28 protein-coding genes are annotated in these 25,561 nt (G+C 64.7%); 2 read left to right on the top strand and 26 right to left on the bottom strand.

The genetic code is table 11. The features are described 5' to 3' along the window. The first annotated feature begins 388 nt into the window (after positions 1 to 388). Together FHR96_RS22710 and FHR96_RS18440 are read left to right on the top strand one after the other, a co-directional pair. Positions 389 to 610: a DUF1654 domain-containing protein gene (locus tag FHR96_RS22710; protein WP_183389202.1), complete on the top strand. Its 222-nt coding sequence runs from the start codon at positions 389 to 391 to the stop codon at positions 608 to 610. A 1-nt stretch (position 611) separates the two neighbouring features. After that, positions 612 to 911: a hypothetical protein gene (locus FHR96_RS18440; protein ID WP_183389201.1), complete on the top strand. Its 300-nt coding sequence runs from the start codon at positions 612 to 614 to the stop codon at positions 909 to 911. Between the two features lie 138 nt (positions 912 to 1,049). On the opposite strand, the gene FHR96_RS18435 is transcribed toward FHR96_RS18440, so the two are convergent. The 26 genes from FHR96_RS18435 to FHR96_RS18310 form a co-directional block, all read right to left on the bottom strand. Beyond that, positions 1,050 to 1,727: an SOS response-associated peptidase gene (locus tag FHR96_RS18435; protein ID WP_183389200.1), complete on the bottom strand. Its 678-nt coding sequence runs from the start codon at positions 1,725 to 1,727 to the stop codon at positions 1,050 to 1,052. A gap of 49 nt (positions 1,728 to 1,776) precedes the next feature. Next, positions 1,777 to 2,283, bottom strand: coding sequence for a hypothetical protein (locus FHR96_RS18430; protein WP_183389199.1), 507 nt, complete (start codon positions 2,281 to 2,283; stop codon positions 1,777 to 1,779). Between the two features lie 134 nt (positions 2,284 to 2,417). Further along, positions 2,418 to 2,843 (bottom strand): hypothetical protein, encoded by a 426-nt coding sequence (locus tag FHR96_RS18425; protein ID WP_183389198.1) that lies wholly within the window; start codon positions 2,841 to 2,843, stop codon positions 2,418 to 2,420. Next, on the bottom strand, positions 2,840 to 4,519 hold the full coding sequence (locus FHR96_RS18420) for a phage head spike fiber domain-containing protein (protein ID WP_183389197.1): 1,680 nt from the start codon (positions 4,517 to 4,519) through the stop codon (positions 2,840 to 2,842). Before FHR96_RS18420 ends, FHR96_RS18425 begins: the two co-directional genes overlap by 4 nt. A 3-nt stretch (positions 4,520 to 4,522) precedes the next feature. After that, on the bottom strand, positions 4,523 to 5,356 hold the full coding sequence (locus FHR96_RS18415; protein WP_183389196.1) for a hypothetical protein: 834 nt from the start codon (positions 5,354 to 5,356) through the stop codon (positions 4,523 to 4,525). Next, the gene (locus tag FHR96_RS18410; protein ID WP_183389195.1) at positions 5,353 to 6,708 is read right to left on the bottom strand and encodes a hypothetical protein; all 1,356 of its coding nucleotides are present in this window, start codon (positions 6,706 to 6,708) and stop codon (positions 5,353 to 5,355) included. Before FHR96_RS18410 ends, FHR96_RS18415 begins: the two co-directional genes overlap by 4 nt. After that, positions 6,705 to 12,209 carry a DUF4214 domain-containing protein gene (locus tag FHR96_RS18405; RefSeq protein ID WP_183389194.1) on the bottom strand — a complete coding sequence of 1,835 codons (5,505 nt, stop codon included), beginning with the start codon at positions 12,207 to 12,209 and terminating at the stop codon, positions 6,705 to 6,707. The genes FHR96_RS18410 and FHR96_RS18405 overlap by 4 nt, the downstream gene beginning before the upstream one ends. A gap of 71 nt (positions 12,210 to 12,280) precedes the next feature. After that, positions 12,281 to 12,640: a hypothetical protein gene (locus FHR96_RS18400; RefSeq protein ID WP_183389193.1), complete on the bottom strand. Its 360-nt coding sequence runs from the start codon at positions 12,638 to 12,640 to the stop codon at positions 12,281 to 12,283. Positions 12,641 to 12,683: 43 nt separating this feature from the next. Next, positions 12,684 to 13,058 (bottom strand): glycine zipper family protein, encoded by a 375-nt coding sequence (locus FHR96_RS18395; RefSeq protein ID WP_183389192.1) that lies wholly within the window; start codon positions 13,056 to 13,058, stop codon positions 12,684 to 12,686. Between the two features lie 173 nt (positions 13,059 to 13,231). Next, entirely contained in the window at positions 13,232 to 13,516 is a 285-nt protein-coding gene (locus FHR96_RS18390; protein ID WP_183389191.1) for a hypothetical protein, read from the bottom strand. Positions 13,517 to 13,543: 27 nt separating this feature from the next. After that, complete coding sequence (locus FHR96_RS18385) at positions 13,544 to 14,650, bottom strand: phage antirepressor N-terminal domain-containing protein (RefSeq protein ID WP_183389190.1); 1,107 nt, start codon at positions 14,648 to 14,650, stop codon at positions 13,544 to 13,546. Between the two features lie 343 nt (positions 14,651 to 14,993). After that, complete coding sequence (locus FHR96_RS18380; RefSeq protein ID WP_183389189.1) at positions 14,994 to 15,491, bottom strand: BRO family protein; 498 nt, start codon at positions 15,489 to 15,491, stop codon at positions 14,994 to 14,996. A 189-nt stretch (positions 15,492 to 15,680) separates the two neighbouring features. Then, positions 15,681 to 15,980, bottom strand: coding sequence for a DUF1799 domain-containing protein (locus FHR96_RS18375; protein WP_221195879.1), 300 nt, complete (start codon positions 15,978 to 15,980; stop codon positions 15,681 to 15,683). A gap of 35 nt (positions 15,981 to 16,015) precedes the next feature. After that, positions 16,016 to 16,360 carry a hypothetical protein gene (locus FHR96_RS18370; RefSeq protein WP_183389188.1) on the bottom strand — a complete coding sequence of 115 codons (345 nt, stop codon included), beginning with the start codon at positions 16,358 to 16,360 and terminating at the stop codon, positions 16,016 to 16,018. A 60-nt stretch (positions 16,361 to 16,420) separates the two neighbouring features. Then, a complete protein-coding gene (locus FHR96_RS18365; protein WP_183389187.1) occupies positions 16,421 to 17,365 on the bottom strand; it encodes a phage tail tube protein in 945 nt (314 codons plus the stop codon). Next, positions 17,358 to 17,531, bottom strand: coding sequence for a hypothetical protein (locus FHR96_RS18360; protein WP_183389186.1), 174 nt, complete (start codon positions 17,529 to 17,531; stop codon positions 17,358 to 17,360). Before FHR96_RS18360 ends, FHR96_RS18365 begins: the two co-directional genes overlap by 8 nt. Positions 17,532 to 17,547: 16 nt before the next feature. Next, positions 17,548 to 18,273: a phage tail terminator protein gene (locus tag FHR96_RS18355; RefSeq protein WP_183389185.1), complete on the bottom strand. Its 726-nt coding sequence runs from the start codon at positions 18,271 to 18,273 to the stop codon at positions 17,548 to 17,550. Then, the gene (locus tag FHR96_RS18350) at positions 18,270 to 18,803 is read right to left on the bottom strand and encodes an HK97 gp10 family phage protein (protein ID WP_183389184.1); all 534 of its coding nucleotides are present in this window, start codon (positions 18,801 to 18,803) and stop codon (positions 18,270 to 18,272) included. Before FHR96_RS18350 ends, FHR96_RS18355 begins: the two co-directional genes overlap by 4 nt. Beyond that, complete coding sequence (locus FHR96_RS18345; protein ID WP_183389183.1) at positions 18,790 to 19,125, bottom strand: phage head closure protein; 336 nt, start codon at positions 19,123 to 19,125, stop codon at positions 18,790 to 18,792. The genes FHR96_RS18350 and FHR96_RS18345 overlap by 14 nt, the downstream gene beginning before the upstream one ends. A gap of 3 nt (positions 19,126 to 19,128) precedes the next feature. Continuing rightward, entirely contained in the window at positions 19,129 to 19,689 is a 561-nt protein-coding gene (locus FHR96_RS18340) for a head-tail connector protein (RefSeq protein WP_183389182.1), read from the bottom strand. 51 nt (positions 19,690 to 19,740) lie between these two features. Then, positions 19,741 to 19,971: a hypothetical protein gene (locus FHR96_RS18335; RefSeq protein WP_183389181.1), complete on the bottom strand. Its 231-nt coding sequence runs from the start codon at positions 19,969 to 19,971 to the stop codon at positions 19,741 to 19,743. An 80-nt stretch (positions 19,972 to 20,051) separates the two neighbouring features. Continuing rightward, the gene (locus FHR96_RS18330; protein WP_183389180.1) at positions 20,052 to 21,371 is read right to left on the bottom strand and encodes a phage major capsid protein; all 1,320 of its coding nucleotides are present in this window, start codon (positions 21,369 to 21,371) and stop codon (positions 20,052 to 20,054) included. Between the two features lie 73 nt (positions 21,372 to 21,444). Beyond that, complete coding sequence (locus tag FHR96_RS18325; protein ID WP_183389179.1) at positions 21,445 to 22,413, bottom strand: S49 family peptidase; 969 nt, start codon at positions 22,411 to 22,413, stop codon at positions 21,445 to 21,447. Then, on the bottom strand, positions 22,398 to 23,669 hold the full coding sequence (locus tag FHR96_RS18320; protein WP_183389178.1) for a phage portal protein: 1,272 nt from the start codon (positions 23,667 to 23,669) through the stop codon (positions 22,398 to 22,400). The genes FHR96_RS18325 and FHR96_RS18320 overlap by 16 nt, the downstream gene beginning before the upstream one ends. Further along, on the bottom strand, positions 23,669 to 23,851 hold the full coding sequence (locus FHR96_RS18315) for a hypothetical protein (RefSeq protein WP_183389177.1): 183 nt from the start codon (positions 23,849 to 23,851) through the stop codon (positions 23,669 to 23,671). Before FHR96_RS18315 ends, FHR96_RS18320 begins: the two co-directional genes overlap by 1 nt. Beyond that, positions 23,845 to 25,560, bottom strand: coding sequence for a terminase large subunit (locus tag FHR96_RS18310; RefSeq protein WP_183389176.1), 1,716 nt, complete (start codon positions 25,558 to 25,560; stop codon positions 23,845 to 23,847). Before FHR96_RS18310 ends, FHR96_RS18315 begins: the two co-directional genes overlap by 7 nt. Between the last annotated feature and the right edge of the window lies 1 nt (position 25,561).

The following is a 25,561-nucleotide window of genomic DNA, read 5'->3' as shown; positions in this document are numbered from 1 at the left end:
CGTAGTTATCGATCATCAGCACGGACATGGCGATAGGGTCCTTGATTTTGCAGTGGTTTCTATTTTCGGGCTCTGTTTGTTACCCAGGATCTTACCCAGATCGTTCGCGGTACCTGCGCCAGCCCGTGCCGGGGCCAGACAAACGAAAACGCCGCCCCGGTGGGCGGCGTCGTCATCTCACACGTCAGCGGCCGCCCTTCTCAGAAGGGCCACCACTGGCGGATGCGTTGTGTCGGTCGGAATAGGGTCATACCCGGATGATGCCGCTCGCCGGGCCGAAGTGTCAATCACGCCCTCACGCCCGGTGCAGATTCGACACCACCCACCTTGCACCCCACCCCTTCCCTGCCGATACTGTACACGCATACAGTCACAGGGAGGCGCGACCGTGCCCAAACCATCTCCGTACCAGCTGCTCGGGCAGCGTATCCAGATCGAGATCCAGGCGGCGAACCGGCGTGAGAAACGCCAGGTGCATCTGAAACCCGAGGACGGCGACGACCTCGACGCCTGGGATCGTATCATTGGCGAGATCGATGAGAACGAGAACGTGGACATCACGCGGACCCCGGAGGGTTGGTTGGTCAGCTGGGTACCGTCGGAGGCGTGACGTGGCCACCGGCCGTGAGTCGTTGCTATGGCGCAAGCGATTGGAGCGGCGGGGCTGGGTCAGCCTGCGCCGTGGGGCTGCGCCGGGCAATCGGGTGGTGGAGTACCACGTGGTGTGGCAGGGCTGGCTGATCAGCGGGCGGGTGCTGCTCGGCCATCGTGATCGGCGCTGGGAGTGGTGGGAGCCGGGGTCGCCGACGTATCTGCTCGAGCGCCGGCACGATGTCACGGAGGGAGTGTGGCGGTATTGCCGGCGTCGCGCCGCGCAGCTGGGCCAGGTTGCCAGGCGGGTGCCGTGGTAGTCGGGCCATCCCTGGCCCTGAATTCTACTTGAGGAGATGTGGTGTCGGTTGAGTCGCGGGCGGCTCCGGCGAGAGCGCGCATCGTCCTGACGCCACACCCTTAACGTAGTGCGCGGGATGCGCCCGTACCGTAGGACATCACCCCATCTCATCGTCAGCCGGCTCGATCAGCGAGGCGTCGTCATTTGCTGGGCGGTTGACGCGGCGGCTCACCGGCCAGTGCGTAAGCAGCTCGTCATCGAGGTGGTGGACGGCGCCTCGTAGGGCCTCGCGGTCTGTCATGTGAGGGTCGAGCCAGGGCGCCAGACTGTCATCATCCAACGCCAGCGGCATGCGGTCGTGGATCTCGGCGGCGGCACCGCGGGCGGGCTCGGTGAGGATCGCGCAGCCTGGGTTGCCGTCGGGTCGCTCGGTCCAGATCCCGGCCAGCCACAGCGGCTCCCGATCGGCCCGGGTGATGTAGTGCGGTTGCTTGCCGTCCAGCAGGGCCAGCCATTCGTACCAGCCGTCTGCCGGTACCAGGCAGCGGTGCCGGGCGAACGCCGAACGGAAATAGCGTGACGTGGCCACGCCTTCCGACTTGGCGTTGATCGGCTCGGGCGCTTTGCCGGTGGCCCAGTGCGGGCGGTAGCCCCACCACAGCTGACCCAGGGCCAGTGGCGCGCCCTCGCCGGAGTGCCAGGCCGCGGTGATCCAGGTGCCGGGGCACACGTTGTAGCGCGGAGATGTCGGCAACGGCTCGAAGTCCTCGCCGAGGATGATCCGAAGCGACCGCCGAACGCGGGGGATGTCGTAAAGGGCGAATCGTCCACACATGGTGGGAGTATAGCTTGCAGCCGATTTGATCAACTTTGCATAGCGGCCTCTAGCGAGAGGCGTTTTCGTCTCTACCGTCCGGTCGCGCTGGCTGCGCGCCCTGGTCGTCCCTATTTCGTGTTGACTGGAGCCATACGAAATCCATATCCGCACGTTTCATACCAAGCTCACGCCGAAACTCCTCTCGTATTGTTCTTAATACAGGGTCAACATCGATCTTTCCTCCATCTTCCCCCCTGAAAGCACCGGGCATCTGTCTCGAAACTTCAACAACAGCCCTTATCTGAGCATCACTCCCTGCCAGCTGTATATCCGCAAAGACCTTCCTAATCTCATCTAGCCCCCAGCTGTCAGCAGTAACAATCTTCGCCACTTGGTCGTATGATCGATTCAAAAACTCAGCCCTTATCTCCCTTCTCTTATTGACCCTGTCACGCCATGAAGTAAAAGCATGGACCAGACAATAGCCCAAAACCGCAATAAAAACAGAGGCAAGCAAGTCGTAATTCAAGCCATCAAAAAAGCTAAAATCTGACCCTAGTAGTTTGTCTTTCATGATACTCTCGTCGACCAAAGGCGGAGAAGATCTTCACCTAGCCAGCTCTGTAATGCAACACGTTGCGATAACACAAACGGCTGATGCAATAGATGGGCTCGATAAAGTACCAGCTATGAGTCACCCGACGGCCCTCAAGCGCCGGCCATGATGCCGAACCACTCGGGAGGCGTGACGGTCATCGTGCCGCCCTCGCCGTCGTCGACCTCCCTCGGCGCGCGGTCGTACACGCTGTCATAGATCGCCAACAGCTCGGGATCGGCAAACACCTGGTCGTAGACCGCTTGAGCTGTGCCGCGCCCGGCATACGGCGCCTCGGCCAACACCGTGACGTGCGGCATGCCGCGCCATTGCTCGACCTCAGCGGGGCGGAGGCGGGCATAAACGGCGAGCGACTGCCCGCCGTCGAGGGCCGTTGCCGGGGTGCGGGCAAATCCGGTCACCACCGGCGGCTGCACCACGGCGCCCGTCTCGTCGCGCTCCAACAGGGCGGGGTAGTTGGTGTCGAGATGCGTGACGAGAGCTGGATAGTCGGGAACGTAGATAATCGCGTCGATCATGATGTCAGCTCCTGCATCTTGCTGTCAGTCAGCGCATGGGGGTAGACGATGACGTCGGCGACGTTGACGCTCTTCACCGGTCCAAGCGAGGACACTGCGCGTCCCACATATCGATGCGTCACATCGGGCATTGTGGTCTGAAATGGGCCTAGCAGTTGCCCGTTAATCGCGGCGGTGAATTCGCCGTCCTGCCACCGGACAATTGCCGACACCTCAGTAACCCCCTCAGATTCGGCAGTCGAGAGCCCAAGCGCACCCCCGCTATCCTCACCATTCGATATAACGCGAAACCTGATCGGTGTTGACGACGCTGGGTTGAATTCCAGCCCGATGCGCGCGAAAGCCGAACCGTCCGATAGTGCGGCTGCGTAGGTCTCGCCTTGTGCCGGATTGGGAACGGTAGCTTTTAAGAATAGAGCGCCCTCAACGGAGTTGAATTCACCCCCAAGAGCGTCGCTTATATCATCCGTGTCGCGCGTTACCGGGCTGCTGGTAGTGGGAATGTAGCCGGTCGGAACCTCGCCGGGATTAATTTGGAATCCTGCAACGGTAAATCCTGCACCGGGGGAGCTGGCGAATGCCGAGGATATTGTGACTAAGCCTGAATCATTGCTTGATGCAAATGGAGCGTCAACGCGCACTAGCTGACCAGGGGTGACGGGGGTGGTGTATGAATTGCTCCCAATTCCCTGAGAGTCCGAGTTTGAGCGCAGGCTAATCGAATCGCAGCCTGGGCCCGGAATAACGTATATTGAATACGCATAAAGAATATCGGGGGTCAAACCCGACAATGCGTGGCGCAGATTTTCTTGGGAAAATCCAACAGAAGAAGCCCCCTCGACAAGCCATTCAGGCTCATCCTTGACGATGCGGCCGCCAGAAACTTCCGTCAGAGACACCCCGACTCCTGTCGCCCATGGCGATACAGACATGTCGTTTGAATGCAGGGCATAGTTGCCGCTCGACGGCCTGGCAGCCACCCCCAACGGCTCTCCCGTTTCAGGGTCCCAGCCCCGACCGATAGCATCCGCCGGAACCTCAGTGATGCGTAGCTCCCCATTCGGCCCGCTGGGCTGCCACTCCCAGGCAGGCGTAGCCCGCTGAAACCCATCCCACAGTTCCTCCCCGCTCAGCGCCGTATCCACGCCCCCCGACACTCGGCTGCCCAGCCCGTAGGCGCCGTAGGCAAAATCGCTATGCAAGGCTTGCCCGCTGTCGCCCCGGCGCTGTAGGGACCGGGCGAGCCGGGTAGCCTGGGCGTTGCGCTGATCGACGCCCGCCTGGGTGTAATACGTCGTGATCAGCGTGGCGCTACCGCCGTCGTTGCGATAGACCGCAACCTCGCTGGCCGTGGGCGCGGTGATCACGCGGAAATAGTCGGTGTCGACGGTATCGGCCAGGCCGGCAGAGACGCTGGTATAGGTCGCGGTGGTCTCGGCGACCAGGTCGGCCAGATTGTCGGCCAGCGTTGCGCTGTCGGCGGCGTCCTGCGCCGTTTGTTCGATCTCGTCACCGACGGTGTTGATAGCGCCCACCGTGACGTTCAAGTCATCGCCAAAATCGAGCAGCTTTTGATTGACGTCGTTCTGCTTTGTGATGACCTCGACGGTATCGCCGATGTCAAAGTTTGAGCCGACGAAGTTCGGGACGTCGATAGTGGGGATATTTGTTGCCATGCGTTAAACCTCGTCGAATTGGATAGGGGCTTGCCACTGGTTATATGCAGAGTGCGTGTGCGTATAGTCGCCGCCGCGCCGGGCAACAAAGGCGTGTTCGTTTTCCAGCATGCCGCCCTGTTCGGGATACATGCTGACGTAAATGTCCCGGCGCTTTCCTGCCGTTAGCAGTTGCCGCGTATTCTCGCTGATACCCTCGCGGGAGAGATGGGCGAGATCGATAGAAAGCCGCCTGGCCGATCCCTCGCCAACGGCGCGCAATGATCCCGATTCGGTGCGCTGCAACTCGGTGAAATCGAGCCAATCTAGCGATACGCCGTATTGTGGATTCAGTTCGGGCGAGAACGTGACGCCGGCAAAAATGCGGCCGATTTCGAGGTAATCATCGGGGTTCGCCGGGTCGTTGATCGTAATGCGATATGCGTCGGCGACTACGGGGTCTATCCAGCTCGTGTACTGCCGAATAGGAAGCCCCGTCAGCGCGCTCGCTCCCCAGGGATCGATGCCGGCCCGCCATATCCCGAGCGGGATAATCTCAGTTGCGACAACGGCGCCCGAGTCATACACCACGCTCCCGCTGAGCATCAGCTCGACGCGGACGGTGCCGGCGGTGCTGATGTTGTGGGCATAGATCACCACGGCATCGAGATACGCCGGTTTCGCCAGGGTCGCCTCGATGGTCTGCTCAGGGAGGTCGACGACGGGTTGGAACTCGGAGCGCCACACATAGCTCCGGCCGCTGCGCTGCGTGTACTCGATCGGCATGCCTTCGGTCGAGGCCGTGAGCGTCGCCGTGTCATGCAGATTGTCGAGAATCATGCGGAGTTTGTTGCTCACACCCAGACCTCCAATGTTGATGTGCCGCGTGTCGGGGATTGCGAGACGGCCAGCACCAGGGCGTCGACATCGTCGAGCAGGGGATGCCGGATGTTGACGGTGTCACCGACGCTGACACGCAGCGAGAACGCCTCAATGGACCAGACGTCGCGGCGCTGATCGCGAAACGCCATCAAGTGCCCGCGCTGCTGATTGGCGTCGGCCGCGTCGGCAATCGCCGTGTCGATCGTGAGCGTCTCGGCATACGGGTATTCGGGCAGCGACTGCGTGCTGCTGCTGTCGCTCCAGTCGCGGCGCAGACGCGCGGCCTCGGTCGGCTGATTGGCCTCGACATCCCCAGCTATGGCGCTGAGCGGGCTGTAGTTCCGCCCCCAGCGCAGCGTCAGGGATTTCCACGGGCGCTGCGTCTCGGACAGTGAGATCTGATCCCGCACGATGTCGTCACCGACGATAGTGGCCACCGGTGCGAGCAGATTGACGGTGTAGCGCCGGGCGACGATGCCGCCGGTGGGGTCGAGATACCAGTACGCCCCCAGTCCATCGCACAGATCGTCGAGGATCTGCGCCCCGGTTACCTCGCCGTCGTAGTAGAGCCCCACGGTGTAGGGGTAGAGTTGCGCAGCGCTCACCGTCAGCCCGTACTGCGCGGCGACCCACGCGACGATGTCGTTGGGCGTGTTGTGCTGCTCCTCGATGTCGACCGTCGGCGTACCGACGACCGTGGCGTCCATCGTCAACTTTCCGTTCGCCTCGTCGCCGGTAAACGTCACCGGGTTGCCGTTGTCCTTCGGCGCGAACGAGTCCACGGCGAGATAGCTCGGCTGATACGTCAGCGTTGCCGTCTCGACCCTCGGCATCGGCGCGTTGTAGACCGAGCCCAGTGCCAGCGGCACCGGGCCGGCATCGTCCGGCAACTGACCGGTGTCGATGCGCTCGTCGAGGATTCGAGACTCGTCGTGCATCGCGAACGTCAACGAGCCCCGGCGCGACTCCGTGATGCCGCCATTGCGGCCTTTCGCGATCAGCCGGAAATCATCGCGCGACCAGTCCGGCGCCCCGAAATACAGCTCGATGGGGTGGCCTTCCCATGCGCGATCCAGCCATGGGTTCAGCCCCCCATCGTTGAGCAACGCCACCTCGCCGAACTGCGTCATGCCGTCGATCCGGGTGCTGATGTCGACCGCCGATTTCAGCAGGTCGTCATACAGCCGGTTCGGGTCGCTATCGCCGGGCAGCGAGATAAACGGATGCGTCGCGACATACTCGACGCCGCCGTCATAGTGCAGCTCGGCGAGCACGATGCGCCGCGCGGTGAGGTCGGCGAGCCAGGCGTCATACTCCTGCTCTGTCACGTCATCACCCCCTTGCGCTGCTGCTTGTTGATGCGGTTCGCGGTCTGCTGCTCGCGGATCTGAGTTGCACGCTGGCTCTCGCCGCGACGGTTGCCCTCGGCGCGTTCGCGATTGCCCTGATCGAGCAGGTTGGTTACCTCGGCGCGCAGGCGCTGATTTTCTGCGTTCGAGGTCTTGAGCTCGCGGCGCATATCGTTGAGCACTTCCAGCACATCGCCTTGCCCCAGCAGCGGCAGCTCGGGCATCGGCGGCGCGTCGTACATGCGAACGCCGAGCCCGTCGGGGCCTGATGCCAGCGGCATGATCGCCTCCGGCCCGGCCTCGCCCATCATTCCCATCTGAAATGCGGTGGGGCGGTCGACGATGGAGTTGGCGAACACGCCGCCATCGGCGAAGAACGACCAGTCGGCAGCAAGATCGCTGACGCGGCCGGATGGGATGTTGCCGCCGAGCCCTTGGATCCGATCGAGCGCCACGCCGACAGCGTTCTCGGCGCCGGAGAGAGTTTGGTATTCCCGCTCCAGGTAGCCGAGCGACGCAGAGCCGGCGACGTCATCGATGCGGTCCCAGAACAGGTCGATCCACGAGCGAGCTTTCGCCGGGGCATTGCTCGATGCGCCGCCAGACGAGCCGCCGCCGGTGGTGCCGCCGGTTGACGAGCCGCCACCAGACGACGAGCCACCGCTGTTCGCGTCCTCGGGCCCGCGCTCCAGGTAGCCACCCTTGGCGGCCCCGAATCCGGCGATACCCATATCGCCCCAGACCGTGGCCATGTTGTAGGCGGCGTCCTGCCAAGCGAGCGGCTCGTGGTGCAGACCGAGCGACACTTTCAGACCGTCGAGGCGGGCATCGTTGAGCGGTGCGGTGTTGGCCTGCACGGCCTCCAGCCGGCTGATCGTCCCATCGCCGTCGATGTCGAGGCGACGATAGATCCGGCGCAGCTCGGCGTCCGATGCCAGCCCGGCGAACTGTTTGCCGAACTCGTCGTAGTTGATGAGGCCATCGGTGTTCAGGTCGATGCCGTCGAACATCGGCTCCAGCGTGCTGCCGATGCCCTGTGCCAGGCCGGACACACGGGCGGCAGTCAGCTCCTGCGCCGACAGCAGGCCATCGCCGTTGGCGTCGATACGCTCGATCAGTCGAGAGATCTCGGCATCGGTCGCATGCGGGGCGAGCACGCGGCGCGCCTGTTCGGCCGTCAGCACCTCGCCGCCCAGCCGCCGCATCTCAGTCTCGAGCGTGCTGCCGATCAGGCCGGCATCGACGCTGGACTGCGCGATCAGCGACTCGAGTTGCGAGACCTGGTCGTCCGCATTGACGTCCATGCGCGCGATCATGCTGCGGATCTGGCTGTTGGTCGCCTTGCCGGCCAGGCCGCGCTTCAGCTCGCTGAACGTCAGCAGGCCGTCGACGTTGGCATCCAGGCCCTCGAAATTCTGGGCAACGGACGTCGTCAGCCCGGTGATTGAGGCGATGACGTCGCCCGCCGCGCCGGAGATCGCGCCCTTGAGCTCGTCAGCCAGGAGCTGCTCGGGTGACAGCTGTTCGGGCAGGGTCTCGAGCGCACTGGTGATGCGGTCGAGCACCGCTTGGGAGCCCTCGCCGCTGGCGTACATGCCCTTGGCGGCATCGAGATAGCGGTCGGCATACTGCGTGATGCTGCCAAGCGCATCCTGGTCGCCGGCCCGGGCCGCCGCGAGCTGGGTCTGCCACGCCGACGCGGCGGCATCGAGCTGCTCCTGCGGCGTGCCCATGCCCTGGTCGGTGGACGTGAGCTGGGCGAGCCAGTCGTCGATGGACGTCGAGAAACCGGCGAGGGTTTTCCTCGCCTGCTCCAGTGCCTGATTGCGCTCCTGCTCGGCTTCCTTGGCATCCCGCAGCGCCCAGATGCGTTCCTGCAGCGGATCGAGCGAGTCGTTCATCGCGTCCAGCTCGAGCTGACGCTCACGGCGGGTGGCCTCGGCCTCGAAGCCCTGCAGGCGCAGCAGCTCGATCTCCATCCGTGCACGCTGCTCGGCGATGCGAGTGGCGTCGGCTTGATCCTGAATCGAGTCCGCCGCATCGCTCGCGGCCACGGACGCGGCTTCGGACGAGTTGCGGATCTGCGCCAGCGCCTCGGCCACCGTCAGTCCGCCGCTCTCGATCAGCGAGACGTAGTATTCCAGCCCGCCGGCATCGGCCTCACGGCCGAGCACATCTTGGTAGATCGAGCCGATCACGTCCTCGACCGAGCCCGCTACCTGGGCGAACGCCGGGGCCAGTTGCAACAGTTGCAGGTACGCCTCGCGGCCTGCCTCGGTGTTGAGGTTTTGGGCCTCCACCAGCCGGCGGAACTGCGCCGTGGTCTCCGGGACCTGCCCGGTGATGTCACGCAGCGACTCATACACGCCGCTGAACGACTGTGCGGCTTGCTCGGTCTGGCTGGCGTATTGCGAGTAGAACTGCTGCTGGAGGCCGGCGAGGGATTCCACCCCGCCCGCAGCGACCTGTAGCTCGCTCGCCGCATGGATCGCGCCGCCTGCGGTAGCATCGAAGGTGATGCCCATGCGCTGCGATGCCTGCTCGAGGACGCCCATCGCCGATGCCGCGGCGGACATTGACTCGGCGGCAACAACATACGCTTCAAGGTCGGAAGAGTATGACGCGATCTCGGCACGTGCATCGGCAAGCGCCTGCTGATTACCGGCCAGAGCGTCCTCGACGGTATCGAGCGCTACGCCGAACCGCGCTACCTCTTGAGCACCGGCGTCCAGGCCGTCGTCAAATAGACGCTCGAAGAGATCTTGGAACTGGCTGCCGGTGGCCGCGAACGCCTCCCTGTACCTGCTGGTGAGTATCTTGGCGACGTCACCCGGGGTACTGGTTTCCCCGTAGTAACCCCTGCCGTCCTCATGCCCCGTATTGAGCACGGCCTCTTGCATTGCAGCGCGTTCGCGTTCGCTGTCGGCGATCGAGGCGAAAAGGTCGTCCATCTTTGCAATGGATTCGACCAGCGTCTGGGCTTCTTCAACATCCCATAAATCCTTGACTTCATGGGAGTTGCCAGCATCGAACCCGACGGCACCGAACGCACCTTCAGCTACGATGTCGTTATCCCAACGCTGGCCCTCTTGGGATGCCCGGCGCTGCAGCGCAATGTCCAGGTCGTTGTTCGGCGAGCCAAACACAGTGTCAACGACAGAGCCGATGGCCGAGCCCACGCCCGCACCGATGGGCCCCCAAATACTGCCAATGGCAGTCCCCGCCATTTGCCCATAGTTGGAATTGGCTTTCTTGTCGGAGACCATGCCGCCAACTTCGGAGCCCACATAGCCGCCGGCATAGTAGGCTGCCGCCAGCGCGCCGGCATTCGCCAGACCTGCACCCGCACCGCTCATCCAGCCGCCGCCGGCTCCGCCTGCAGCACCATAGCCGGTGCCGGTAGCACTTCCGGCCCAGCCTGAATAGCCGCTGGCGGCAACCTGCGAGGCCCAGCCGCCCCCGGCACTCGCTCCTGATCCGGTCACCCAGCCATAAATATTCTTGCCAGCACTGACAAGCGTATTGGGATTGATGTCAAACCCGCCGCCCTGGCCGCCACCCCCGAACAGACCGCCACCGGCTTGACCCTGCCCCTCGCCGGTGATCATCGCCTGGATCGGGATGATCAACTGACGAGTGGTGAGGTTGTGGGCGATCTGAGCCATGCTGTCGAGCAGGATGTCCTCGAGCGAGTCCATCGCACTGCGCGAACCATCCAGCAGGCCACGCCACTGATCCACGAATGCATCGTCCAGGCGCTCCACGCCCCGCTCCATGACGGTCAGCGACGCATCAAAGGCGGTCTCGGTGCCCTCGGCGGCACGCTGGGCTTCCAGCCCGTATTCCTCGGCGGCCGTGCCGGCGTTGCGGTAGCTATCGTCAAGCCGGCGCATGGACTCGGCCAGCCATTCGTTGCTCTTGTTCTCCTGCAGGGCGATCTGGGCGATCTGCGCCTTCTTCTCGGCATACTCTCGCTGGGCGGCCTGGAGAGGGTAGAGCTGGTCGAGGAGGGACTGGGCGGCCTCAGCCTGGCGGTCGAGTTCGCTTGTGGCGGAAGCAGAGGACTCGGCGAGGTTGGGGAGCCCCCCCCCAGAGCCGCCCAGCTCCTCCAGGATGCTATCCATTTCCTTGAGAGTGTCGGTGCCAGCGCCGATCTGGGTCATCAGCGCCGCCAGTTCCTGGCGCGCCTGCCGACCACGGGCCATCTGCTCGGGCGTGATGATCTCCATCGCGCCGCCCTGGGCGGTCAGCTGGCCAGACTCTCGGGCCAGCCCGTTGAGCTTGGTGATTTCAGCCCCAAGCTCAGCAGCTTCCAGCCGCCACTCCGTCAGGTCGGCCAGCACCTTGCCGCGGGTGTTGATCTGCTGCTGTTCGGTCAGCAGCGCAAACCCTTCAGCCAAGCCGCGCACCTCGCGCGAGGTGTTCTCGGCCTGCCGTTCCACCTCGCTCATGTGATCGCGTGTAGTGATCAGCGCCCCCACCAGGGCGCTCGCTGCCCCAACAGCCAGCATCAACGGGTTAGCTCGAACAGCAGTATTGAATGCCCATTGCGCGGCCGTCGCCGCCAATAGACCGCCGCGAATAGTTAGGTAGGCAGTCGCCAATCCAGCCGCAGCACCGGCAGTTGATCTGAGGGCCGTCTCGGCAGCGCCGATCTCATCATCCCGCAATTCGGCGACCAGTGACGCAGCACCACTGGCAGCAACATTCAGCCCCGGCCCCAGCTCCGCCAACAGCATATTGGCAAGACCCTGACCTGTAGCGGTGAGCTGCTTGACGGCGCGGTCCGCCTCGACCGCGGCATCGATGTCGACCTGGTCCATGGCCACGCCGAGCTGGCGAGCCTCGTCGGTGTACTGGCGCAGGACCGCCGCATTGTTCTCCAGCAGCGGCTGCAAGCGCACCGCGTCATCGGCAAGGGACTCCAGAAACGTTGCTCGCTCCGAGGGAGTCAACGCTTGAAGCGACTCCCCGATCTTGAGTAGTTGCTGATCCGGCGAGAGATCCAGCAGCTCTTTGATATTGAGCCCCATCTGCTCGATGAGGTCGGCGGCCTCGCCGCCGCCGGTACGAGCGAAATCACCGATTTTCTCGGAGGCATCCTTGAAGATGTCTCCCATTTTGTCGCCCTGAATGCCCACCTGCTCGCCAGCGTACTGCCAAGCCTGAAGCTCCGTCGTGGAGGTCTGCAGCGCCTTTGCCAGTGCATTCGTCTCGGAAATCATCCGAGCTTGACCCGCCATGCTGCTCACGGCGAAGGCACCCGCCAACGCAGAACCGACACCAATCGCGGTATTGCGCAAAAACTCCAGGCGCTGCCCCGTCTCGTCGGCCTCGTCGGCGAAATCGCGAGCCCGCCGACGACCACGGTCAAACCCCTGGTTGAGCTGACGCAGCTCCTTCTCGGTGGCTTGGATCGCCTTGATGCCACCGGAGGCATCGCCGGTGATGATCAGGCCTGTCTTGTACTGGCGAGCCATGGGCTACCTCGTCATTCGGGCACAAAAAAGCCCGCCGGGTGGCGGGCTCATACATCGTTGAGTTGAGAACGCTAGAACTGAGAAGCCTGCATCTTGGTGAAGGTTTTGTTGTCAGCCGTGCACAACGCCTTCTTACCATCAGTGAATTTCACAATGAAGGTGACCTCCTTCTTGCGCCCGCCCGCGAGCAACCCAGCGAGAAGGCCAACCGGGCCAAGAATTACGGCACCTGCAGCACCCCACCCAACAGTCCCACCAATTCGTTTCACGTTCTCTTCGCTGGCCGGCGCAAGCTCTTCGACGTCTGTCGATTGATACTTCTCATTACCCCAGATCGCATCTGCCTTGGGCATGAAGAAAGTATTCGGTAAAAACTGAGCCTTACGGTTGGTTGCAAAATCACCGGCATGAACCTTGAACTCACCGAACATATCTGCCTCCCTGCGTTATGTAGTCCAAAGATTGCTATGGCGGTTACTGCAATACGCTGTAGCCGCGTCCGTCCAGGCACTTATGCACGGCGCGCCGCTGAGCGACAACCGCGCTACCACCACCCTCGGCGGCACCGGCCACCGCACCGACACCGGCAGAGCGACCAAGATAGTCACCGCTATCCATGGCGATCGCGACCGTCGCCGCCGTTGCCAAGGCACCTACGATGGCACCCATCACAGCTTGCGACTGGGGATTGATGCGCTGGGCATAGGCCCGGCACTCGCGTAGATCCTGCTCGTACTGGGCGCCGTCGACGCCTTTGGTGTCGATCAGCGGGCGATAGTTAGAGACATTGGCACAACCGGCCATGACCAATGGTACGGCCAAGGCCGCAATGAAGGTTTTGCGTGACATAAGCATCCCTGCGTAAAGGGAGTGGATCGCTGCCTCTTCCGGGCAGATGGCTAAGTAAGCCTAGCTCAGCCACCCGACCGACTCCACCCACCGTTCAGGCACGGGCTATCGCAGGGCGCCTCGGGGCGTCCTGTCATAGGGCCCGCCGAAGCGGGCCATGTCACAGGGACTGGCTACGGCAGGCGCGGCTCGGCCACGGTGATCGGGCGTTCGCCAGCCTCCGGCGCCCACTCGTTGAACTCGGCGACCGCTTCCATCAGCTGCCGGCTGGTGTCCTCAATCTCGGCCAACTGGCGGTGCGCGGCCTCGGGGTCGAAGGTGTAAACGGTGCCCTTGATGCTACCCATCACGCCGCGCAGCTCTCCGCGTAGCGCAGTGATGGCGGAATTTCGCTGGAGGTGAAGGCGCTCAACGTCTTTGCGCAGCACCTGGCAGCGCCCGATCGCTTCATAGTTCATGGCCGTGCTTCTCCTTGGGCATCGCGATTACATGCGGCGCAGGTTCGGGCGCGCCTGCCACTCACGCTCGAACTGGGGCTTGAGGTGGCTGGCCAGCGAATCCGCCACTCTCACGCCGTCTCGCAGCTGGTCGTGCAGGTCGACGCCCGCCCGGCTACCGAGCAGCGTCATGGCCTCGCACAGGCTGTAGCGGTCGTAGATGTCGCACACCCGCTTGACGCAGAGGTAGAGCTGGAACAGCTCTTCGACCTGGGTGTCATTCAGCGCCGCCGACGCGGAGCGCGTGCCGGCCTCGAGGTGGTGGCGCAGCGCCAGCAGCTCGGCGCCAGCGCCGGCCACGTTGTTCACGGTGACGGCCTGGCCCTCGGCATGGGCGCGCTCCAGGGTCCTGATCAACTGGCTCAGGGCGGAGCGTTCGGCGCAGCCTTCGCCGTACAGCTCGCTGCGCGGGAAGTCGAACCAGGCCTTGGTGCGCGGCAGGTTGATCTCGGCCTGGGCGCTGGGCAGTTCGGCGCGCTCGATGAACTCCCCTTCCAGCAGCCGGCGGGTCTCGCCGTCGATGCTTTCCTGCACGAAGCTCATGGCCTGCTCGACCTGGGCCGGGCTGGCGTCTTCGATATGGGCCACGCCCAGGTAGCCGTTGACCAGCTTCCACATGCCGGCGTAGTCGGCGGCCTCGCCCCGGGCGCTGCGCAGGTTGGCCAGGGTGCGCACGGCACGATTGAGCGGCCGGCGTTCGTCGATGGTGGTGGCCCGCGGGTTCACCGCTTCGCCCTTCTGCCAGTAGTCGGCCAGCACGTCGAAGCACTCGGCCTGGTACTCGACCAGCCGCTGGCGGATCTCGGGCTTGACCCGGTTGGTGTCGATGCCGAACAACCAGCCGTTCAGCTTGCTGAGCGGCAGTGTCAGCAGCTTCCGATGCTGCCGCTCGCCGGGAAGCTGCGTTCGTATGACACGAACGCAGGTCTTCAGAACAGCGTGGCGCTTGATGCGCTCATGTTGCCCGTGCCAGGCAAGGCCGATCGTGTCGCAGATTGGCTTCATGGCCACGCGCACGACGCCCTCGACGCTGAAGGTCGGGATGGCGGTGCCGTGGAACTCGACGGAAACGGGAGAAGCGGTGATAGCTGTCATGGTGGAACTCCTTTGAGGTCAGGAGTCCGCCGCCACTGTCGCCTTCAGATGGGGGCGGACTGCGCAGGGTTGGCGAACCGGTCAAAGGAGAAACCGGCAGACCCGAAGGTCTCCCCACGCAGCCCGCCATAACTCAGGCATAAAAAAAGCGCCTATCGACGCCTTTGCTGCGCCTCCAATGATTCCAGGTCGCCAAACCCGGGCCGCTGATTTGGCAGCGGCACGAGAATGGTCGCCCAGCCAGGCGCAGGCGTCAAGCTGGCTTAACTGCGAGTAAGCTACCTATACAAGGTGCCTTACATGCGCCAGCACCGAAACGCCCGCGATGGCCGTGTATGGATGTTCAGTGGTCGAGCGCCAAAGAGAGTTGCAACCGCTCGCCCCAGTAGCGCTCGGCCATCTCCATCGAGGACTTCTCCCAGCGCCAGCTCGCCAGGCCACGCCCTTCCGCGCTCGCCTGCTCGCGACGATCCTCCAACGCCTGATGCGCCGCTTCCCACTTGCGGCGCACGTACTCGCCGCCCTGGGTGATGGTGTCGAGCACGTCCAACACCCAGCGGCGGAAGGCCTTGGCCTTGGGTGTGCGGGCGAACATGGCGAAAAGGTGGGCGCCGCGCAGAGAGAAGATGCGGACCTTCTGAACGCCGCCCGCCGTGGGCAGATCGACAACCGCTGTCATGGTGTCGGTGAACTCGTCGGCGTTCCTGTCGTAGACATCACGCACCGCTCGGCTCGCATTGCGGTAGCCCAAGGCATGAGCAATTTGCGTACCCCTTGCCCACACCTCGCCATCCAAGGTGATCAGCTCGATCTCGGTACCATCGAATACCATCGGTTGCATGGTGCACTCCTCATAGAAACGAGCCTCGTCGCCCAGAACACCAGCCCGCAGAGAACAACCGATGCTCTCCGAGGCTCGTTTCTGTGAGGCTCTGCGCTTGCTGCGCCGGGCGTGGCGCATGAAAAAGCCCCGGCGGATGCCAGGGCTATAGGTTGGTCCGTTGGCCGGGACCATCGGTATTAAAGCGGTTTATGAATTCAGCCCCTCGAGCGCCCCGGCTTCCAGATGCTGGATCTGCTCGAGCAGTTCGTCCTGGTCGTCGAAGTCCAGCCGGGCGTAGCGGGGGTGGCCGTAGAGGGCTTGGTAATCCAGCCCGCGATAGACGGCGCCGCCCATGCCGGCGACGATCTGCCACTGGGTGCGCAGCGCCGTGAAGAGCTCGAGGGCGGGCCAGTGTTCGGCCCACACTTCGCAGCGCGTTTCTTCGGGCGGGTCGTCCGGGGGCGCGATGTTGAACGCCTTGGCGTCAGCGGCCCGAGTGTCTTCCACCTGGCCGGCGCCCGCCCACCACCGGCCGGCGGCCTTCAGTTTTTTGCGGCGGCCTGCGCGCGCCCTTCCTGCGCGGCGTACCAGCTCAGCACCAGTGGGCGGCGCACGTAGGGGGTCTCCATCAGCTGGGCGACTAGATCCTGGCTGAAGGACACGTCCTTGCCCTTCTCGTCCTTGATGCCTTCCAGTCCGAGTAGGTCCTGGGCGACCAGGGCGTCGTCGTCCAGCTTGCCGTCGCGCTGCTGCTCGAAGATCTCGCGTGTCTTGCTGACCGGGTGCAGCCGCCAGCGGGCGTGGATGGTGGAGGGTTCGTCATCGCCGGGCACCTGCACAGTGACGGGTACGGTGATGTCTGGGATCTGCTTGAGTACGAAGGTCATGGTGTCGGGGTCCTCGATGGAGGTAAGGGCCGAGCGCCGCCCGGCGGCGGCGCGGGCGGGTTACTTGAAGGTCAGGGTGAAGTCGTTGTCATCGGAGCCGGTGGGCAGCCAGCGCAGGCCGATGTCGTAGTGCATGATGCCCTGGTTGTTGGTGGGCGAGATGCTGTTGAGCTGTACCTGGTTGCCCTTGAGCTCGACGATGTTGCCGGCCACGCTGCCGTGAGTCAGCGTCACCGGCACCAGGGTCACGCCGTTGTGGCTTTCCACCGCGGCGAAATAGTCCTTGGTGGCCAGGTCCGGCGCTTCGATGTTGGTGGAGCCGCTGGCCTGGCGATCGGTGATGTGCACCGACTCGCAGTTGATCAGGTTGCGGTACTCCACGGTGTTGCCGATGTCGAGCGACAGGGACGACATGCAAGCGTTATGGCCATCGATGTTGGCGGTGGTGTTCTGCTTGTTGATCGGCAGTTCCTTGGCCTGCACCGCCTGGTCGGCCATCGATGCATCCGCCGCGGCTTCGGTTTTCTTGTAGAGGCCGGTGAGATTGAACTGGATGTAGGGCAGGCCCTGACTGTCCGAGGTCAGCGACCAGGTGCCACGAGCGCCGCTGATGTGCTGCATCTGCCCATCTTCCATCCACCACACCTCGACGCTTTCGTGGCCATCGCTGACGGGCTGGTAGACCACGTCGGTGTCGACGTTGATGGTTTCGCTCATGCCGCAGGCGCGCAGCAGCGGGCCGTAGGCCGGCGCAGTACCGGCGGTGCCCTGCCCGGCATACGGCACGCGAATCTGCCGCTCCACGTAGGGGCCGGTATTCACCTGCTCGAAAGCGCCGAGGCCATCGCGCATGCGCTCGCGGTCCACGGTGTTGCCGGCATAGGGGTTGCCGCCATCGAGCATCACCACCTCGAGGATGGTGGCCCCGGTCATGTCGGCGCTGGGGACGCCGTAAGCCGATTCGATCTTGACCACGGCATAGCGTTTCCGCCACTTCTTAGCCATTGCTGTTCTCCGTTACGTCGCTGGTTTTCTTCGGCGCCGGCTTGGCGGCGGGCTTGGGATCGGCCTTGGCAGTTGCCTTGGTCCGGGGCTCGGGCGCGGGCTTGGTGCGTTCGACCAGCACGCGCTTGCCGTCACGGATCTCGTAACGGCCACCGTGGTTGGGCATGGGGACCTCCGTCGGGTCAGGTGGAGAGGAGGCGCTGGTAGCGGTAGAGCTCGCGCCAGAAGACCAGGCGACCGGAGACGGCCACCCGTTGGCCGCCGGCATACTCCAGCGGGGAAACGGCATCGTCGGTTTCAAGGCCGAGCAGCGCGTCGACCACAGCCTGGCGCTGGGCATCGAGATCGCTCTGCTCGGCGACCAGCGTCACCGCGATGTGCTCGTGAACGGTCTGGCGAACCTCGAAGGTGCCGATGGCGTTGGGTTCGGCATCAGCCTGCACCGGATGCACGAACGCCGCGGGCAGCGCCGGGGCGGCGGTGGCCAGGCTGGTGGCCTGGAGTTCGAAGTGGGCGCGGTACTGGCGCGGGTCGAATTCGTAGTCGGTGGCGGCGTCGGTGATCTCCCAACTCTCGAGGCCGGTATGCGCCGCCACTCGGGCGATCAGGTCGTCGCTCATGGTGCGCAGCGGGTCGAACTCTGGGCTGCGCAGGCTGAGCACGTAGGTATCGACGCGGCTCAGGCGGTAGCCATCGACCTCGATGTCGCCCTGGCCGGCCAGGCTGTAGACGCCGGTGGTGTCCGGTGCGTCGTTGGGGAGATGCACCGGCCAAAGGTTGCCGCCCACCACCGGGTCGACGAGCGTGACCAGCCCGGGCACGGTGTCGGTCCTGCTGGGATCGGCATCGCTGGAGCGCCAGGCGGTAACGCCGGCGGCAGCCAGCGCCGCGAGGATGGTATCGATCATGTGCGCAAGCCCTTGCGATCGAGGTAGCGGGTCAGGCCGTCGTAGAAACGGCCCTCGAAGCCGGCGCTGTGCATCTTGAGCGCCGGGCCAAGGAACGGGTCGGCTTCCTGCCCGGGGTGGCGATAGGTGTAGGTGACCCACTGGCCATCGCGCCGCCGGGCTCGGTGACCGTTGAGGTTGCGGCGCACGGTGCGGGTGCTGGGCTCGATGCCAGTTTCCACGATGCTGGCCACGAAGCTTTGGTCGTAGCCGCCCACCTTGCGGGTAGGCCCGACGAAGATGGCCGGGCGTTCCGGCCCGATCCCCAGCCGGCCCCGAGCACTGCGGCTCAGCAGCTTGTGGCCGATGGACTTGCGCAGATCGCCGGTCAGCGCCGGGGCCAGGCGCTTGGCCGTCTTCTTGACCGGGGCAACAGCGCGCACCAGGCCCGCCCGTACGGCGCGGCTCTGCAGCTCTTCCTCCAGTCCACGCAACTGGTCGAGGACCTCGCCGAATCGATCGCCGGCGACTTCGATCTCAAACCCACTCATGGACCATGATCTCCAGTTCGCGACGGCGGCCGTCGATGTCGAGCGGCCGCCCCTCGATGCGGTAGGTCAGCCCGGCGTGTTGGAGGCGCAGCGTCTTGCCGGTGGCGGCGGCCACGTCAGCGCGCCAGCGCATGCGGATCTTGCCGCTTGTCTCGCTCTGCGCCTCCTGGGCGGCGAGCAGCAGCCGGCCGCTGAGCGGCTCGACGCTGGCCCAGACGGTGGCGCCGGCTACCCAGTCAGGCGGCGTGGCGCCGGAGACGGTGCGCTCGCCCTTCTGGTACCACTCCAGGGTGACGCGATGGCGGAGTTTGCCGGCTCTCATGCGCTACCCCACGGCGTGAATGATGTGCGGCGCCAGCAGCATCTCGACGCCGAGGGGAATGTCGGTGGCGATGGTGCCGATGGCGACGGCTTCGCGGTTCTCGTAAAAGTGGCCGATCAGCAGCAGCAGGGCGGCGCGCACGTCGGGCGGCGTGGTATCCGGCCCCGTCGTGGCAGTGAGCGTGACGCTCTCCGGCTCGTCGATGGTGGACGGCCACTCGCTGCCCCACTGGGGCGCCAACGTGGGATACAGCGGCCGAGCATCGAGACGCAGCGCATTGGCATCCAGCGATTGGTTGGTGCCGGCCGGATCGATGTAGTCGACCGAGTCCACGGATGCCACCGGCGTCCACGGCAGCGCGATCGCTCCATCGCCCGCCGGGAAGCCGTCGAGCGCCAGTGTGCGCTCGACCTGCTGGAACACTTGGCGGGTGCGCTCTTCGGCGTGCCGGTAGGCGGCGTCGATCAGCGCTTGGATCAGCCCGTCCTCGGCGGTGTAGCTCTCGGCCTCGTCGGGGCTGGTGATCAGGCGCAGATGCAGCTTGGCCTCAGCGAGTGTGATCATCGCGGGTCTCGGTCAGGGAATAGGGGGCGGCCGTCCTTGGCCGCGGGTGGGTCAGGTCTTGTCGGCGCCTTCGGTGCCTTTGGCGGCGGGCTTCTGGCCGCCGCCGGCCTGGCCGCTCGAGGCCTTGGCGTCTTCCTTGGCCTTGGCGGTGGGTACGGCGATCTTGCGCTCCTCGAGCTGCTTGGCGCGCTCGGGCTCGAAGCCGGCGCGGTCGCCCTTGGCGTAGCGGTGCCAGGGCTTGCGGAAGGTCATCGAGATCAGCTTGGATTTTTGCTCGGCCATGGGATGGCTCCTGTGAATGAAGGTCTGCAAACAACGCCGCCCGCCGAGTGGCGGGCGGTGTCAGGCGTGACGGTCGGCGCTTACCACGGCACCTCGGTACCCAGCACCAGGCCTTCGGGGTGGCGGAAGGCGATGTCGTGCTCCTTCACCACGCGCAGCAGCGACTGGTTGCGCGAGAAGGCGCTGACCAGGTTGTCGGCGGCGTCCTTGTAGGTGGCCTCGCGGCTGAAATCGATGGTCATGGTGTCGCTTTCGCCGATCACCACGTCGTTCCAGTCGGCGAAGTAGATCTCGCTCTCGTTGCTGTTGCCCGACCCGGAGGTGTCGAGGTTGTTGGGGATGGTGGTGGTGTGCTTGATCGGCCAGCCCTTGAGCTCACCTTGAGCCATCTCGGGGTAGACCTTGTTGCCGTTGCCGTCGCGCAGGCCGAACAGCTTCATGTAGGTGCGCGGTGACAGCCCCCATCCTGGGGTGATCAGCAGGCTGTCGCTCTCCATCAGCGTCAGGATCAGGCTATCGAGATAGGCATCGATGCCATCCAGGTCGACGGTGCCGCTCCAGGGCACCACGCGCCCTTCGGCCACGCAGATCGGACCGAAGCCGGTGGGGGTGTCGCTGGAGCCATCGTCACGCAGGAAGGCCTTGTCCTCGCGCACCGCCATGCTGGCCAGCATGTCGTTGAGGAACAGCTGCTCGACGTTGAAGCCGGCACGACCGATCAACTGGTTGGAGAACGGCACCAGGGTGATCATGGTCTTGGCGTTCAGCGCGACGTCGTCGGTGCTGCCTTCGCTGGCCAGCACATCACTGCCCTCGCCCACGTAGCTGGAGGTGGCACCGGAGGCCATGCGCGGCAGGCTGAGGTTGCCGTTGGGCAGCGGCATGGTCTGGGCGCCCAGCGAGCGCACGATGGTCTTCGGGCGCAGCAGCTCGATGATCTCGTCGTGCATGTTCTGCGGCACCAGCGAGCCACCGGAGCCGGCGGAGGTTTCCACCGCCATGGCCACGTCGTTGTCGCCGATCTCGTTGCGGGCGAACTGGGCCGCGATCTGCATGTCGCCGCGGCCAGCGGCGACGGCCATGGCCATGCGCGCCGCGGTGGCACCGGTGTACTGCTTGAGCTCGGGCTTGACGTGCACCGCCGGGGCGCCGTTGCCGCCCTGCCCTGCCTGGCTTCCGGCGTAGGTCTCGACCGGCTGTGAGGCGGTGGCGTTCATGCGCTCGGTGCGCTCGGCGCGCTCCAGCTTGGTGGTCAGTTCTTCGAACTGGGTGGAGAGCTGTTCGAACTGCTCGAGCTGTTCGGCAGTCAGTTCGCCGTTCTCGGCCTCCAGCTTGGCCAGCTCCTGCACCTGGGCGTTGATCTCGGCGCGCTGGCGGCGGAGTTTCTCGATGTCGTACATGATGCGTCCTCTTGGGTTGGGCACAGAAAAGGCGGCCCGTGGGCCGCCTTTGGGGTGTCGCTCCGCCGCGTGGCTAGAGCCGACAGCTGGCGTCGAGCGCCCGGGCTTGCGCCCGGATGCTGCGACTTGACTGGGATGAACGGGAGCTGGAGCCGGCATAGGCCTGTGCGATGCTGTCCAGGGCGTCCTGAGCCGGGGCGATCTCGTCGATCAACCGGGCGGAGAGCGCGGCCTCCGGGTCGTAGAGCCGCGCCTGGGTGGCGATGACGTCGGCCACAGCGAGTCCGCGGTACTCGGCCACCGACTCGGTGAACATGGCGTAGGCGTTGTCGAGCTTGAGGTTGATCTCCTGCTCGGCCTGGTCGGTGATCGGCGCGTGGGGCGTGAGGTCGTTCTTGTGGTCGCCGCGGAAGTAGGTGTTGAAGGTGATACCCATGGCCTCTTCCATGCGGCTGACCTCATAGGTCTCGATGATCACACCGATTGAGCCGACGCCGGCGGTGGGGCTGGCGACGATCCGCGAGCAGGCCGCGGCCAGGAAGTAGCCGGCCGAGTAGGCGGCGAAGTTGACCAGCGCGGTGATCGGCTTGACGGTGGTGCTGGCCCGGATGAAGTCGGCCAGTTCCTTGCAGCCCATGGCCTGGCCGCCGCCGGTGTGGAAATCGAGCACGATCTCTTCGACCAGCTCGTGCTTGAGGGCGGCATTGATCTGGGTGCGCAGCCGCTCGTAGCTGAGGATCTCCTCGCAGGCGCCGTTGATCTGGCCGCGACGGGCGACCAGTACGCCGTGCACCGGGATGATGGCCAGCCGGCCCACCACCTTGAGGTTATGCATCTCCCGTTCTTCAGGGTCATGCGCCATGGCCGGGCCTTTCGGCAGACCCTGGTTCTGGCCCAGAGTCTCCGGGAGATCCGTGACACGACCCAGCAGGCGCGGCTCGAGCACGGAGCGCACCGCCTGCACTAGAGTCGGGGTCGCGTAGAGGGGTGTGTCGAACACCATCGACGCGACGTGCGGGTAGTTGATCATGGCGTGCGACATAGGATCTCCTCGATCTCCTGGAGCTGCTCGGGGGTGGCGTTCAGGCTTTCGCCAGCCTTTCCGGCGTCGGTCATGTTCATGGGCGTGAGGTAGCGATTTCCGCCGGGGATCGGCGGCATGTTCTCCAGCCGACGGATGTCGTTGACCGACAGCCAACCCCACTGGCGGCCAAGGGCGTAGGCCTCGTAGCGGCTCTTCTGGTCGCCACGCAGAAGGCCCTGGACGTTAAACTCGATGTAGAGGTTCTTGCGCTCCTCCGGCAGCAGGAGGTCGCGCATCATGGCGGCCTCTTTGCGCTTGATCCACGGCAGCAGGGTGAAGATCACGAACTGCAGGCCCTGGTGCTCGATGTTGTTAAAGGTCGCCTTGTCGAGCTGCTGGACCATGTGCGGGGGCACCTTGTACAGCCGGCACACCTCGATGACGCCGAAATTGCGCGACTCGAGCAGCTGGGCCTTCTCGTTATCCATGGCCAGCTGCTTGTACTCCATGCCCTCCTGCAGCAGCGCGACCGAGAACATGTTGCGCAATCCTGAGTGCTTCTCGGCGAACTTCTCCAACAGGCGGTCAACCTTGGCCTGGTCTTCGATCGGAGGCGCTTCCCTCGGGCGCTGGATGACCCCGGACATGGTGGTGCCGCGCTGGAACACCGCGGCGGCGTGTTGCTCGGTGGCCAGCGCCAGCCCGATAGCATCGGCGTTGGTGGCGATCGGCGAAAGCCCGACGAAGCCATCCACCGAAAAGGCCTTGACGTGGTGGACCATGCGCATCGGCAGGACCTCGTTGAGGTCGAGCAGCTCGTAGTAGGGCATGCCGTCCGGCCCCTTGAGCACGCGCACCTTCTTGGGGTGCACGGGGATCAGCTCGCGGGGGTAGCCAGCGCCGTCACGCTCGATCAGCGAGAACTCGTTGCCCTCCAGCGCCAGCGAGCCGATGCCCTGCTCGTAATACTCGAACGAGGTGTCCTTACGGTTGGGGGCGCTATGCACCACGTCGTACAGCGGGTGATCGATGGCGCGATCACGGCCGCCGTTGGCGTCCCGGCGATACAGCTCGCAGGGCAGTTGGGCCACCGATTCGGCCAGCAGGGTGACGCAGGCGCGCAGCGCCGAGACGGCCATGGCGGTCTCGGTGTTGACCATGGTGCCGGCCTTGGTCTGGCGGCCAGCCACGGAGCTGACCCAGCCGGTCCAGTCGGCGCCCTTGCGCGGATGGCCACCGGCGGCGGTGCTGGTGAAGAGGCCAGGCCAGAACATCAGCTGCCCCCCTCACCGGCAGGCTGCCGGCGGGCGGCGGCCCGAGAAACCAGGCAAGACCAGACCAGACACAGCGTTCCACCGGTGATGTATCCGGCGGCGGGCAGGACCAGCCAGGCGCCATAGGCCACCAGGGCGGCACCCACGATGCCGACCAGGAGCGTGAGAATATTGATCAGCATGTGACGTCCGTTGTGTCGTAGATGGATTTTTCTGGCTCTTGGCCTTCGGTGAGCACCGCCCGGCCCAGCGCCATGAGGATGGCGATGATGCCGTCGATCTTCTGCTCGGGCTTTTCCTTGCGCGGGTAGATGTTGTCCTTGGCGTCGGCCTTGGCGACCACGTTGCTGGCCATCCACGTCAGTACCGGATCGCAGGCATGACGCCAGCGCCCGCCGGTGATGGCGGCCTCCATCTCGCGCATGGCCGGGCTCATGTTCTGCACGGTGTTGCGGAACTCGATGATCTCGGCGCCATCGCTCATCAGCTGGTGGGCCAGTTGGGTGGCGCGCCAGGGGTCGTAAGCGATCTCCTGGATCTCGAAGAGACCGGCGAGGTCCTTGATGTCCTCGCGGATGACCTCGAAGTCGAGCTCCTCTCCATCGGTGGTGATCAAGTCGCCACTGTTCACCCAGCTCTCGTAGGCCGCGCGGTTGTGGCTGGCTCGCTCGACGGCACCCTCGGGCAAGTAGCTGCGCACGAAGACCGTCCAGCGCGTTTTCATTCGCCCCTTCTTGTCCTCGACTTCATCCCGGAACAGCAGCGCGATGGCGGCGATGTCGGTCTTGCTGGCCAGGTCGACGCCCAGCCAGCAGGGCTTACCGATGAAATCCTCGATCTTCAGCGAGGGGTCGCCGACCGCATGCCACTGCGCCATGTTCAGCCAGGCCGTGCGTGCGCTGACCCAGACGTTGAGGTGCTTGGTCAGGAAGCTGTTCTGGCGGCTCGGATAGCGGATGGCGTCCCGCTGGGCCTTGAGGAGAAACTCCTCGCTGACCGAGACCCCGAAGTTCGGGTTGGCCTTGCGCAGCACTGCCGGGTCCTGCCAGTCGTCCCCAGCGTCAATGGTGTAGATGATCCCGAACAGCTCGTCGTTGGGCAGTGCCCCGTCGAGCATCTGCTGTACCTGGCGACGCTTGTCGTAGCACGGCCCCGCCAGGTTGAAGCCCGCGGTGGTGATGATAAACATCAGCGGCTGATCGCGGGCGCCCATGCCGGTGAGCATGGTGTCGTAGAGGTTCGGGCTCTGGTGCTCGTGGAACTCATCGACCAGCGAGCAGCTCGGCGATGAGCCGTCGCCGGGGTCACCGATCAGCGGCTCGAGGCGGCTGCCGTCCTCCGGGATCGAGATGTTCTTGGCCATCACCTCGATGCCGGCCGCACTGACCAGGGCCGGCGACTTGTTGAGCATCAGCCGGGCCGGGCGGAACACCTCCCAGGCCTGCTTCTCGGTGGTCGCCCCGCAGTAGACCTCGGCGCCGTATTCGCCATCGGCACACAGCATGTAGTTGGCGATGGCCGCGGCCAGCACCGACTTGCCGTTCTTGCGCTCGACCTCGATGTAGGCCTCGCTGAACCGCCGCAGCCCGCTCTTCTTCTTCAGCCAACCGAAGATGGCGCAGACGATGAACAGCTGCCAGGGCTCCAAGGAGACCAGCTGTTTCTCGCGCGCCCAGCGCCCCTTGGTGTGAGGCAGCAGCTGGATGAAGACGCATGCGTGTTCAGCGGCGTCGCGGTCGAACCGGTACGGATTGGACCGGGACTTCGCTGCCTTGAGATCGTCCAGATGGCGCTGGCAAGCCTGCCGGACCTCCTTGCACGCCGGTATCCGGCCAGCCACTACGTCCCGGGCGTACTTGTTCGCGGCGTTGACGTTGGGGTAGCTGGCCATG

The organism is Halomonas organivorans (genome assembly GCF_014192055.1).
Lineage (GTDB): Bacteria > Pseudomonadota > Gammaproteobacteria > Pseudomonadales > Halomonadaceae > Halomonas > Halomonas organivorans.
The sequence above is the reverse complement of the archived record's forward strand: the minus strand, read 5'-3'. Positions and strand labels throughout refer to the sequence as shown.